At 68.3% G+C, this 12,211-nt stretch carries 12 protein-coding genes; 10 read left to right on the top strand and 2 right to left on the bottom strand.

Going from position 1 to position 12,211, the window contains the following annotated elements; genetic code table 11:
* Positions 1-65 precede the first annotated feature (65 nt).
* Genes MTY59_RS15720 through MTY59_RS15680 form a run of 9 tightly spaced genes read left to right on the top strand, consistent with a single transcriptional unit; the run spans position 66 to position 7,845 of the window.
* Complete coding sequence (locus MTY59_RS15720; RefSeq protein WP_221041971.1) at positions 66-1,262, top strand: cytochrome P450; 1,197 nt, start codon at positions 66-68, stop codon at positions 1,260-1,262.
* A 4-nt stretch (positions 1,263-1,266) separates the two neighbouring features.
* Positions 1,267-2,451 (top strand): acyl-CoA dehydrogenase family protein, encoded by a 1,185-nt coding sequence (locus MTY59_RS15715; RefSeq protein WP_221041970.1) that lies wholly within the window; start codon positions 1,267-1,269, stop codon positions 2,449-2,451.
* Positions 2,452-2,470: 19 nt separating this feature from the next.
* Positions 2,471-3,016, top strand: coding sequence for an FAS1-like dehydratase domain-containing protein (locus MTY59_RS15710; protein WP_221041969.1), 546 nt, complete (start codon positions 2,471-2,473; stop codon positions 3,014-3,016).
* Positions 3,016-3,426 (top strand): Zn-ribbon domain-containing OB-fold protein, encoded by a 411-nt coding sequence (locus MTY59_RS15705; RefSeq protein WP_221041968.1) that lies wholly within the window; start codon positions 3,016-3,018, stop codon positions 3,424-3,426. Before MTY59_RS15710 ends, MTY59_RS15705 begins: the two co-directional genes overlap by 1 nt.
* A gap of 7 nt (positions 3,427-3,433) precedes the next feature.
* Entirely contained in the window at positions 3,434-4,546 is a 1,113-nt protein-coding gene (locus MTY59_RS15700) for an acyl-CoA dehydrogenase family protein (protein WP_221041967.1), read from the top strand.
* Positions 4,543-4,998 carry a MaoC family dehydratase gene (locus MTY59_RS15695; protein ID WP_221041966.1) on the top strand — a complete coding sequence of 152 codons (456 nt, stop codon included), beginning with the start codon at positions 4,543-4,545 and terminating at the stop codon, positions 4,996-4,998. The genes MTY59_RS15700 and MTY59_RS15695 overlap by 4 nt, the downstream gene beginning before the upstream one ends.
* Positions 4,995-6,164 (top strand): lipid-transfer protein, encoded by a 1,170-nt coding sequence (locus MTY59_RS15690; RefSeq protein WP_221041965.1) that lies wholly within the window; start codon positions 4,995-4,997, stop codon positions 6,162-6,164. Before MTY59_RS15695 ends, MTY59_RS15690 begins: the two co-directional genes overlap by 4 nt.
* Positions 6,165-6,175: 11 nt before the next feature.
* On the top strand, positions 6,176-7,246 hold the full coding sequence (locus MTY59_RS15685; RefSeq protein WP_221041964.1) for a zinc-binding dehydrogenase: 1,071 nt from the start codon (positions 6,176-6,178) through the stop codon (positions 7,244-7,246).
* Positions 7,243-7,845 carry a TetR/AcrR family transcriptional regulator gene (locus MTY59_RS15680; protein ID WP_221041963.1) on the top strand — a complete coding sequence of 201 codons (603 nt, stop codon included), beginning with the start codon at positions 7,243-7,245 and terminating at the stop codon, positions 7,843-7,845. Before MTY59_RS15685 ends, MTY59_RS15680 begins: the two co-directional genes overlap by 4 nt.
* Before the next feature lie 91 nt (positions 7,846-7,936).
* Here the strand turns inward: MTY59_RS15680 and MTY59_RS15675 are convergent, their stop codons facing one another.
* Both MTY59_RS15675 and pruA read right to left on the bottom strand, forming a co-directional pair.
* On the bottom strand, positions 7,937-8,899 hold the full coding sequence (locus tag MTY59_RS15675) for a proline dehydrogenase family protein (RefSeq protein WP_221041962.1): 963 nt from the start codon (positions 8,897-8,899) through the stop codon (positions 7,937-7,939).
* A complete protein-coding gene (gene pruA / locus MTY59_RS15670; protein ID WP_221041961.1) occupies positions 8,899-10,530 on the bottom strand; it encodes an L-glutamate gamma-semialdehyde dehydrogenase in 1,632 nt (543 codons plus the stop codon). Before pruA ends, MTY59_RS15675 begins: the two co-directional genes overlap by 1 nt.
* An 83-nt stretch (positions 10,531-10,613) precedes the next feature.
* On the opposite strand from pruA, the gene MTY59_RS15665 reads away from it, so the two are divergent.
* Positions 10,614-12,209 carry a PucR family transcriptional regulator gene (locus tag MTY59_RS15665; RefSeq protein WP_221041960.1) on the top strand — a complete coding sequence of 532 codons (1,596 nt, stop codon included), beginning with the start codon at positions 10,614-10,616 and terminating at the stop codon, positions 12,207-12,209.
* Positions 12,210-12,211 lie beyond the last annotated feature (2 nt).

Raw genomic sequence — 12,211 nt, 5'->3', positions numbered from 1 at the left:
AGACACATTCGGCAGACAGATTGCATCAATCTGTCGGATCGGGTGTCCTGCGAGAGGGGTTTGCCGTGCAGACTCATCCGCCGTTGCGCTCGCCTAGCTTCCCGCTGCACTCCCCCGACTTCTACGCGGGTAACCCGTATCCCGCCTACCGGGAGCTGCGCGCGACGGCGCCGGTGTGCTGGAACGACGTCACCAACTTCTGGGCGCTGTTGAAGTACGAGGACATCCGGTTCGTGTCGAGCAATCCGGCCCTGTTCACCTCGACTCAGGGCATCATGATCCCCGATCCGCAGCTGCCCAACCCGGTGCAGCCGGGCAGCCTGATCTTCACCGATCCGCCGCGGCATCGGCAGATGCGCAAGCTGATCAATTCCGGATTCACCCGGCGGCGTGTTTCGGTGCTCGAGCCGACGATTCGCGAGATCGTGCGCGGCATTCTCGAGGGCATCGAACCCGGCTCCGTGCACGAGTTCGCCGAACAGATCGCCGCTCCTCTGCCCACCCGAATGATCGCCCAACTGATCGGCGCCCCACCCGACGACTGGGAGCAGTTCCGGGCCTGGTCGGATGCGGCCACCGGAACGGCCGATCCGGAGATCGAGCTGGACCCGCTGGTGGCGGCCGGTCAGCTCTACGAGTACTTCCAGAAGCTGATCGCGGCCCGCCGCGTGCAACCGCGGGACGACTTGCTCTCGGTCCTGGCCGAGGCCGAGATCGATGAACACCGGTTGACCGACGAAGACCTGCTCAACTTCGCCTTCCTGCTGCTGGTGGCCGGCAACGAAACCACCCGCAACCTCATCGCGCTGGGAACGCTGGCGCTGATCGCGCATCCCGACCAATACCGCCTGCTCGTCGAGGATCCCGCCCGCATCCCCCTCGCGGTCGAGGAGATGTTGCGGTGGAACAGTCCCGTGGTACACATGGCCCGCACCGCGACGGCCGACGTCGAGATCCGCGGTCAGCGGATCCGCGCAGGCGAGGTGGTGGTGATGCTCTACGGATCGGCCAACCGGGACGAGGACGTGTTCGGCCCCGACTCCGAGGAGTTCGACGTGACCCGTCACCCGAACCCGCACATCGCCTTCGGCTGTGGTGAACATTCTTGTGTGGGAGCACAATTGGCGCGACTGGAGGCGACGGTGCTTTTCGAAGAGCTGCTGCGCCGGTTTCCCCGCATCGAGCTGGTGGGCGAGGTGGCCCGGATGCGGGCGACCATGGTGCCCGGGGTGAAACGCATGCCGGTGCGGATGGGGGTCTGAGCCGATGGACCTGGAATACACGCCGGAGCAAGAGAAGCTTCGCTCCGAGATCCGCGCGACCCTGGAGACTGTGATGACGCCGGAGCGCGTCGCCGCGGTCAGCGAGCACATGGAGGGCGGTCCCGCGGTGCGCGAATGCGTCCGCGCGCTGGCGGCGGCCAACCTGCTGGGCGTCGGATGGCCTAAAGAATATGGCGGACAAGGATTCTCGGCCATCGAGCAGTTCATCTTCGCCGAGGAGGCGCGCCGGGTCAGCGCGCCCATCCCGCTGGTGACGCTCAACACCGTCGGCCCGACGTTGATGCACTACGGCACCGACGAGCAGAAGCAGCGGTTTTTGCCGGCGATCCTGGACGGCACCGTCGAGTTCGCCATCGGCTACTCCGAACCGGGCGCGGGCAGCGACCTGGCCTCGGTGCGCACGACGGCCGTCCGCGTCGGTGACGAGTATGTGATCAACGGCCAGAAGATGTTCACCAGCGGCGCGGCCTACGCCGACTACATCTGGCTGGCCGTGCGCACCGATCCGGATGCCAAGAAGCACAAGGGTATTTCCATCCTCATCGTGCCGACCTCCTCGCCCGGATTCTCCTGGCAGCCGCTGCACACCATGCCGGGCATCTCGACCTTCTACACGTTCTACGACGACGTGCGGGTGCCGGTCAGCGCTTTGGTGGGCGCGGAGAACCAGGGCTGGCAGCTGATCACCACGCAGCTGAACTTCGAACGCGCCGCCCTGGGCAATCTCGGCGCGCTCGAGCCGCTGTTCGAGAAGACGCTGGACTGGGCCGTCAGCACCGAGCTCGACGGTGGCCGCGTCATCGACCAGCCCTGGGTGCAATCGGCGCTGGCCCGGGTCGAAACCCAAGTGGCCGCATACAAGCTCGTCAATTCGCGGGTGAACGCGGCGATGACGAAGGGCATGCTCAGCATGGGCGAGGCGTCGGCGGCCAAGGTGTTCGGCACCGAGCTCACGCAGCAGGTCGCCCGGGAGCTGCTCGAGGTGCTCGACGGCAACGGGGTGCGGCGCGGCGCCGAGGCTCCGCTGCGCGGCGCGCTGGAATCCGCTTACCGCCAGGCCGTCATCAATACCTTCGGTGGCGGCGCCAACGAGATTCAACGTGACATCATCGCCATGGCCGGGTTGGGCATGCCCCGGGCACCGCGCGACCTTCGGGCCGCGAAATAGCAAGGAGGACAGGACTGTCGTGACCGACTCAGAAACCGTCAGCGCCAAGGTGCGGGCCCTCGTCGGCCAGCCGACCGGCGGCACCGGAAAGCCCTCGCTGGCGCCCGACCCGGTGAACCAGCCGATGATCCGGCACTGGGCGTACGCGATGGCCGACATGAACCCCGTCTACCTCGATCCGGAGTTCGCCGCGTCGTCGCGGTTCGGCGGCATCGTGTCTCCGCCGGTGATGCTGCAGACCTGGACCATGCCGTCGCCGAAGCTGGAGGGAATCGGCGAGCGCGGCGGGGCGCCGGTCGAGATCCACAGCAATCCAACGTCTTTCCTCGATGAGGCCGGCTACACCAGCACGGTGGCCACGAATTCGGAGTTCGAGATCGAGCGGTACCCCAGGCTGGGCGACGTGATCAGCGCGACGACGGTCTACGAGTCCGTCTCCGACGAGAAGCAGACGGCGCTGGGCGCCGGATTCTTCCTGACCTGGCTCACCACCTACACCGACCAGAACGACGAGGTGTTGGGACGCCAGCGATTCCGGGTGCTGCGCTTCAGGCCGGCCGGCTGATGGCGACGCGTCTGGCTCCGGCGATCACCGGCGACACCGAATTCTTCTGGAATGGGTTGCGGGACAACAAACTCCTGATCCAGCGCTGCGGTGGCTGCGGCAAGCTGCGTCATCCGCCCCGCCCGATGTGTCCGCACTGCCGGTCGCTTCAGTGGGAGGCCATCGAGTCGTCGGGCCGCGGCACCGTGTACAGCTACGTGATGCCGCACGAGCCGAAGTTTCCGTTCTTCGAGTACCCCTACGTCGTCGTGCTGGTGGAACTCGAGGAGGGGGTGCGGCTGGTGTCCAACCTGACCGGCATCGACCCGGCCGACGTGCGGCCCGGAATGCCGGTCGAGGTCTACTACCAAACGTTCGACGGTGCTGGCTCCGAAGACCTGGTGCTGCACCAGTTCCGGCCAAGCGGGTAGGCCCGTCATGGACTTCTCGTTCACCGAAGAGCAGGAGACGATCGCCAAGCTCGCCCGCGATCTGTTCGAGCGCCGCGCCACCCCGGAACGGTTGACCGAGCTGGAGGCCGGCGACACCCGCCACGACGCCGCGCTCTGGGAAGAGCTGGCCGCCGCCGACCTGCTGGGCACCGCGCTGCCGGAGTCGGTGGGGGGCAACGGCGGCGGCTTCGTGGAGCTCGGGGTGCTGCTGGCCGAGGTCGGCTATTGCGTCGCGCCGGTACCGGCCTACGCCACGCTGGTGCTGGGCGCCGACCCGATCGCCCAGCACGGCAGCCAGGAACAGCAGCAGCGGTTCCTGCCGGGCGTGGTCACCGGATCCCGCATCCTGACAGCGGGCTTGGCCGAACCCGGCCGTTCGGACCCCGCTCGCCCGGTCACCACCGCCCGCCGCGACGGCCCGAACTGGCGCCTTGACGGCGCCAAGGAGTTGGTGCCGGCCGCGCAACTCGCCGACACGGTGCTGATCCCCGCCGCCCTCGACGACGGCGACGTGGGCCTGTTCCTGCTGGCCGCCGACGCCGCCGGCGTCGAAATACGCCCGGTGCCCACCACGAACCGCGAGCCGCACGCGGACGTATTCCTGGACGGCGCAGCCGTTTCCGCGGCGGACGTGATCACCGGCGCCGGGCTGGTCGAGGCAATCTACGCCCGCGCCCTGGTGGCGCTGTGCGCGATCCAACTCGGTGTCGCCGAACGGGCGCTGCGAATTGCGGCCGAATACACCACGGGCCGTGAGCAATTCGGCCGCCCGATCGGCAGCTTCCAGGCGGTGCAGCAACGCATGGCCGACGCCTTCATCGACGTCGAGGCGATCCGGTGCACCACCTGGCAGGCGGCCTGGCTGATCGCACACGGGCGCCCCGCCGACCGCGCCGCGCGCATCGCAAAATTCTGGGCCGCCGAGGCCGGCGCCCGCGTGGCCGCCACCGCCCAGCACGTCCACGGCGGCATCGGCATCGACGTCACCTACCCCCTGCACCGCTATTTCCTGTGGGCCAAGCACAACGAGCTGACCCTCGGTCCGGCTTCGGCGCAGCTGGCCCACCTCGGCGCAGCCTATTCGGAAGGACCTGCATGACGACCACCACCGGCCGGACCAGCACCCTGCGATGGCAGAACATCGCGGAGGGCGACGAGGTCACGCCGCTGGAAATCCCGATCACCACAACGATGATCGTCGCCGGCGCGATCGCCACCCGCGACTTCATGCCGGTGCACCACGACCGCGAGTACGCCAAGCAGCAGGGCTCGCCCAACCTGTTCATGAACATCCTGACCACCAACGGCTACTGCGTGCGCTTCCTCACCGACTGGGCCGGGCCCGAGGCGATGGTGAAGAAGCTCTCCATTCGCCTTGGCGTGCCGTGCTTTCCGGACGACCCACTGCGGTTCACCGGCAGCGTCACCGGCAAGACCGAAGGATCGGACGGTGAGAACTTCGTCGAGGTGACCTTCGCCGGCGCCAACAGCCTGGGTGACCACGTGTCCGGCACCGCGGTGCTCAGCCTGCTCGACGGGTCCCGGGCATGAGCCGGACACTGCCGGGCGCCGCGGCCATCGTCGGGATCGGCCAGACCGAGTTCTCGAAGGAATCCGGGCGCACCGAGCTGCAATTGGCGTGTGAGGCGGTCAGCACCGCACTCGACGACGCCGGCCTGGCACCCGGTGACGTCGACGGCATGGTCACGTTCACCATGGATTCCAGCGACGAGATCGACATCGCGCGCAACGTGGGCATCGGCGACCTGAGCTTCTTCTCCCGCGTGCACCACGGCGGCGGCGCGGCCGCAGGCACCGTCGTGCATGCGGCGATGGCCGTCGCCACCGGTGTCGCCGACGTGGTGGTGTGCTGGCGTGCGTTCAACGAACGGTCCGGCTTCCGGTTCGGCGGCAGTGGCCGCAGCATGGCCGAAACGCCGTTGTTCATGGCGCATTACGCGCCGTTCGGACTGCTCACTCCCGCGGCCTGGGTCGCGGTGCATGCCCAGCGCTACATGTCGACGTACGGCGTCACCAACTCCGACTTCGGCAGGATCGCGGTGGTCGATCGCAAGCATGCCGCGACCAACCCCGACGCCTGGTTCTACGAGCGCCCGATCACGTTGGAAGATCACCAGAATTCGCGCTGGATCGTCGAACCCGTGCTGCGCCTGCTGGATTGCTGCCAGGAGAGCGACGGCGGCGTCGCGCTGGTCATCACCAGCGCCGAGCGCGCCCGCGACCTGCGGCAGCCGCCGGCCATCATCACCGCGGCCGCTCAGGGCGCGGCCCACAACGGCGAGATGATGACGAGCTATTACCGCGACGAGATCACCGGGCTGCCCGAGATGGGCGTGGTGGGCCGGCAGCTGTGGCGCGACTCGGGCCTCAAGCCGCAGGACATCCAAACCGCCTTCATCTACGACCATTTCACGCCGTTCGTGTTCGCCCAGCTCGAGGAGCTCGGGTTCTGCGGGCGCGGGGAGGCCAAGGACTTCGCCACCGTCGAGCGGCTGTCGCTGGGCGGGGACTTCCCGATCAACACCAACGGTGGCCTGCTCGGCGAGGCCTACATCCACGGCATGAACGGGATCACCGAGGGGGTGCGCCAGGTGCGGGGCACGTCGTACAACCAGGTCGACAACGTCGAACACGTGCTGGTCACGTCCGGAACCGGGGTGCCGACCAGCGGCCTGATTCTCGCACCGGCCGGCTGAGGGCGACCGTCATGCCCAGGCTCGCGCTCCTGACCGCCCATGGCGGGCCCATCGAGCTGGCCGAATTCCCGTTGACCACACCGGCGCCGGGCACCGCGGCGCTGCGGCTGCGGATGGCCGGCATCTGCGGATCCGACCTGCATATCTTTCGCGGCGAGCTACCGCTGCCGTGCCCGTTCGCCATGGGCCACGAAATGGTCGGCGAGATAGCCGAACTCGGCGAGGGCTTGACCACCGACGCGACCGGTAGGCCGCTGGCGGTCGGCGATCGTGTGGTGGCACCGTACTTTTGGTTCTGCGGCGGTTGTCACGCGTGCGCGCGGGGACGCTCCTACGCCTGCCAGAACCTGATGGCCGGCGAATACCGCACGCACCAGCAGGCGCCCCACTTCGTCGCCGCCTACGGCGAGTACTACTACACCAGCCGCAGGCAGCCCTTGTACAAAGTTCCCGCGGAACTGCCCGATGAGGCCGTCGCACCGCTGAATTGCGCTCTCGCCCAGGTGCTTTTCGCGCTGCGCGATGTGCGGCTCGGGGACACCGTCGTCATTCAGGGCGCCGGCGGGCTGGGCATCAACGCCGCTGCCGTGGCGCGGACCGCGGGGGCCGCCGCGGTCATCGTCATCGACAAGATCGCCGAACGACTCGACGTCGCCGCCGACTTCGGCGCCACCCACTGCATCGACGCCAGCGGGATCTTGGCCGCCGAGGTCACCGAGCGGGTGCGCGAACACACCGACGGCATCGGCGCGGACTGGGTGCTCGAGGTCGTGGGCGTACCGGGCGTCATCCCGGAGGGGATCGGCTTTCTCAACAACGGCGGCACGTTGCTCGAGGTCGGCAACGTCGGAATGGGACGCACCTTCGAGCTCGACCCCAGCGCTTTGGTCTACGGCAACAAGTCCGTGCGCGGCGTGATGCTCTACGACCCGGTCACCCTGGCCACCGGCCTATCGTTTTTGCAGCACACCAGTTTTCCGTTCGAGCGGCTGATGCCCAGGCCGTTCCATCTGGCTGACGTCAACGCCGCGTTCGCCTCGGCCGATGCCGGGTTGGTCCCCCGGGGGGCGTTGATTCCGTGACGACTCAGGCGACTCAACTGACCGACACCCGCGAGCTCATCGTGGAGTCCGCGTTCGCGTGCTTCGGCAAACAGGGGCTGCAGAAGGCGACGATCGTCGACATCGCCAAGCGGGCCGGGGTGTCCCGCAGCACCGTTTACGAATACTTTTCCGATAAGGCCTCGATCGTCGAGGCGTGCGCCGAACACGCGTCCGAGCGGTTCTACCGCGAGATGACCAAGGCGATGGATCGCGGCGGCACCCTGGAGGACAAGCTGTGTTCGGCCGCGGTCTTCGTCACCCAGGCACGACGGGTCATCGCCTCGGAGAAGTACTTTGACGAGGATGCCATCAGCCTGCTGCTGACCAAGGACGCCGCCGTGCTGCTGCGCGAATGTGTGGAGTTCTTCGCCCCCTACCTGTCGGCCGCCCGGCTCACGGGCGAGGTGCGCAAGGACCTCGACATCGAGGCCGCCGGCGAATGGTTCGCGCGCATCCTGTTCTCGCTGTTCAGCACGCCGTCCTCGACGCTGGACATGGATGATCCGGACGTGGCGGCGGAATTCGTTCGGGCCCACGTGGTGCGCGGCTTCGCCAGCGATCGTTCGCGCCGGCGTTGAGCGTGCGTTTACACGGTTGAGTGTGCGCCCAGGGCGGGCATCATCGGCGGGTCGCCGCCCAGGTTGCACACTGGAAGCCAACGATGCACACTCACCGCCGGTGCGCCAGGGCGCGCAGGAAAAACGTTAAGTTGGCCGGCCGTTCGGCCAGCCGGCGCATGAAGTAGCCGTACCACTGGGTGCCGAACGGGACGTACACCCGCACCCGGTTGCCGGCCGCGGCAAGACGCCGCTGCTCGTCGTCGCGGATGCCATAGAGCATCTGGTATTCGAAATCGTCGCCACGACGGCCCGATTCGCGCACCAGCTCGGGCACCGCGCCGATGATCTCCGGGTCGTGGGAGGCCACCATCGGGTAGCCGGACCCGGCCATCAGCACCCGAAGGCACGTCAGATACGAGTCGGTGACCTCGGTGGGCCCGCGGTAGGCCATCCAGGCCGGTTCGTCGTAGGCGCCCTTGCACAGCCGAACCCGGGCGCCGGAGGCGGCGAATTCCTCGCAGTCGTCAAGGGTGCGCCGCAGATAAGCCTGCAAAACCAGGCCCAGCCAAGGGAATTCGGCGCGCAGGTCGCGCACGATGCGCAGCGTCGGATCGGTACTGGTGTGGTTCTCGGCGTCCACCGTCACCCACACACCCGCGCGCTGGGCGGCGTCGCAGATCGACCACGCGTTCTCCCGCGCGATCTTGTGTCCGTCGCGCTCCAGCGACTGTCCCAGCGCCGACAGCTTGACCGAGACTTCCACCGGCCGCACGGCGTCGTCCGCGGCGCCGGCCCCGCCCAGAGCGTCGATCAGATCCAGGTAGGTCCGCACCACCGCATCGGCGTCGTCGGCGTTGGCGACGTCCTCGCCCAGATAGTCGATGCTGACGAGCCGGCCCGAATCACGAAGCGCCGCCGCGCTGTTCAGCGCGGAGTCGAGGGTCTCCCCCGGAACGAACCGGTGTACCACCTTTCGGGTGACCGTCAGTCGTTCGGCGGTGCGGCGCAACCCGTCGCGGCGGCTCGCGGCCAGGATCACCGGGCGCAGGGTGCTGGCGAACACTCCGGCCATCAGTCGGCGCCCATGTGCGGATAGATGTGATCGGTTGCCGGGATGAAGGTCTCCTTGATGGTGCGAGCCGACGTCCAGCGCAACATGTTCAGCATCGATCCGGCCTTGTCGTTGGTGCCCGAGCCACGCGATCCCCCGAACGGCTGGCGCCCGACGACCGCGCCGGTCGGCTTGTCGTTGACATAGAAGTTCCCGGCCGCGAACCGCAACCGGTCCTGCGCGGTCAGCACGGCGTCGCGGTCGTCGGCGATGACCGCGCCGGTCAGCGCGTAGCGAGACCCGGTATCGACGACGTCGAGGACGCGCTCGTAGTCGTCGTCGGGGTACACGTGCACCGACAGCAGCGGGCCGAAGTATTCCGTCGCGAACGACTCGTCGGTCGGGTCGTCGGACAGCAACACCGTGGGCCGCACGAAATAGCCTTCGCTGTCGTCGTATTCGCCGCCCACGGCGATGGTGACGTGCGGCGCGCCCTTGGCCCGCTCGATGGCGTCGACGTTCTTGATGAAGGCGCGCCGGTCGATCAGCGCTCCGCCGTAATTGGTCAGATCGGTCACGTCGCCGTAGCGCAGCGCGGTGGTCTTGCCCAAAAAGTCGTCACCCATGCGGCGCCACACCGACTGCGCGACGAAGGCCCGCGACGCGGCCGAGCATTTCTGCCCCTGGTAGTCGAACGCGCCGCGAATCAGCGCCGTGCACAACACCTCCGGGCGTGCCGAGGCGTGGGCGACGACGAAGTCTTTGCCGCCGGTCTCGCCGACCAGCCGCGGATAGCTGTGGTAGCGGCCGATATTCGCGCCCACCTGCTGCCACAAATGCCGGAAGGTAGCCGTCGACCCGGTGAAGTGGATGCCCGCCAGCCTCGGATCGGCCAGTGCCACATCGGAAACGGCAAGGCCGTCGCCGGTCACCAGGTTGATCACCCCGGGCGGCAGCCCCGCGGCCTCGAGCAGCTGCATGGTCAGATACGCCGACAGCGTCTGGGTGATCGACGGCTTCCACACCACGGTGTTGCCCATCAGCGCGGGCGCGGTCGGCAGGTTGCCCGCGATCGAGGTGAAGTTGAAGGGCGTGATCGCGTAGACGAAGCCGTCCAGCGGGCGGTACTCGCTGCGGTTCCACTCCCCCGGCCCGCTGATCGGCTGCTGCGCCAGGATCTGCCGCGCGAACGCCACGTTGAAGCGCCAGAAGTCTATCTGTTCGCAGGGCGAGTCGATCTCGGCCTGATAGACCGACTTGGACTGGCCGAGCATCGTCGCCGCGGCGATCTTCTCCCGCCACGGCCCGGCCAGCAGGTCGGCGGCCCGCAGGAACACCGCCGCCCGCTCGTCGAAGGGCAATGCAGCCCATGCACGTTTCGCGGTCATCGCGGCTTCGATCGCCGCCGTCGCGTCCGCGTGTCCGGCGTTGGTCAGGGTGCCCAGCTTCGCGGCGTGCCGGTGTGGCTGGACGACGTCGATGCGCTCACCGTCACCCATCCGGTGGGTGCCGCCGATGACATGCGGCAGGTCGATCGGGCCATCGGTCAGCGTCGCCAGTTCGGTGTGGAGCCGGGCGCGTTCCGGCGAGTGCGGCGCATAGTCGTGGACCGGCTCGTTGGCCGGCATCGGGACCTGGGTTATCGCGTCCATGCTGCAAGGATCCTCGCGGCGGCTCGGCAGAGAATTAGCCGATCGGACAATACAGACTGGCATTAGCAGTAAAATCGGACAACATGACCGGTGTGGGGCTGGGGCAGCTGCTACTCGCGCTGGACGCGACCCTGGTGAGCCTGGTCGACGCGCCCCGCGGCCTGGACCTGCCGGTGGGGTCGGCGGCGCTGATCGACTCCGACGACGTGCGGCTCGGGCTGGCGGCCGCCGCGGGCTCGGCCGATGTCTTCTTCCTGCTGGGGGTCGCCGACGACAAGGCGCTGCGCTGGGTGGACAAGCAGGCGCGCGAGCGCGTCCCGGTGGCCATTTTCGTCAAAGAGCCGTCGAATGCATTGGTGGCGAAGGCCGTTGCGGCCGGTTCGGCCGTGGTGGCCGCCGACCCGCGGGCCCGCTGGGAGCGGCTCTATCAGTTGGTCAACCACGTCCTGGAGCATCACGGGGACCGCGCCGATGCGACGGACGACTCGGGCACCGATCTGTTCGGGCTGGCGCAGTCGCTCGCCGACCGCATTCACGGCATGGTCAGCATCGAGAACGCCCATTCGCACGTGCTGGCCTATTCCGCCTCCAACGACGAAGCCGACGAGCTGCGCCGGCTTTCCATCCTGGGCAGGGCGGGCCCGCCCGAGCATCTCGAGTGGATCGGCCAATGGGGCATCTTCGACGCGTTGCGGGCGGGCGGCGACGTCGTCCGCGTCGCCGAGCGGCCCGAGCTGGGGCTGCGCCCGCGACTGGCCGTCGGCATCCACCGGCCGGCACCGGACGCGCGGCGGCCGCCGGTGTTCGCCGGGACCATCTGGGTACAGCAAGGCTCACAACCATTGGCCGACGACGCCGAGGAGATGTTGCGGGGCGCCTCCGTGCTGGCCGCCCGCATCATGTCGCGGCTGGCGGCCCGGCCGTCGACGCATGCCCGGCGGGTGCAGCAGCTCCTCGGCCTCGCCGATGCCGAGACCCTTGCACAGGTCGACGTTGTTGCGGTTGCCGCTGAACTGGGCCTGGCCGCCGACGGCGACGCGGCGCTGATCGGTTGGGACGCGGCGGACGGTTCACCCGGTCCCGGCCGGCTCACCGATGTTATCGCGCTGAGCGCCAGCGCTTTTCGCGCCGACGCCCAGGTCGCCTCGAACGGCGCGCGCACGTACGTGCTGCTCCCCCAGACGCGCAACCGGTCGGTCACCTCATGGGTGCGCGGCACCATCGGCGCCATGCGCGCCGAACTCGGGGTGCAGCTACGGGCGGCCATCGCCGCACCGGTCGCCGGCCTGGCCGGGATTGCCGCGGCGCGCACCGAGGTGGACCGCGTACTGGACAGCGCTGAGCGGCACCCGATTTCGTTCGGGCAGGTGACGTCGCTGGCCGAAGCGCGTACCGCCGTGCTGCTTGACGAGATCGTGACCCTGGTCGGCAGCGACGAGCGATTGATCGATCCGCGGATCGTGGCGCTGCGCGACGACGAGCCGGTGCTCGCCGAGACGTTGCGGGTCTATCTGGACGCGTTCGGCGACATCGCGGCGGCCGCACAAGCGTTGCGCGTGCATCCGAATACGGTTCGCTACCGGGTGCGACGCATCGAAAAAGTGTTGTCGGCGTCGCTGGCCGATCCCGAGGTGCGGCTGCTGTTTGCGCTGGGGTTGCGGGTGCTGGAAAGTCGTTGACC

This window comes from Mycobacterium senriense, assembly GCF_019668465.1.
GTDB classification, from domain to species: Bacteria; Actinomycetota; Actinomycetes; order Mycobacteriales; family Mycobacteriaceae; genus Mycobacterium; species Mycobacterium senriense.
The sequence above is the reverse complement of the archived record's forward strand: the minus strand, read 5'-3'. Positions and strand labels throughout refer to the sequence as shown.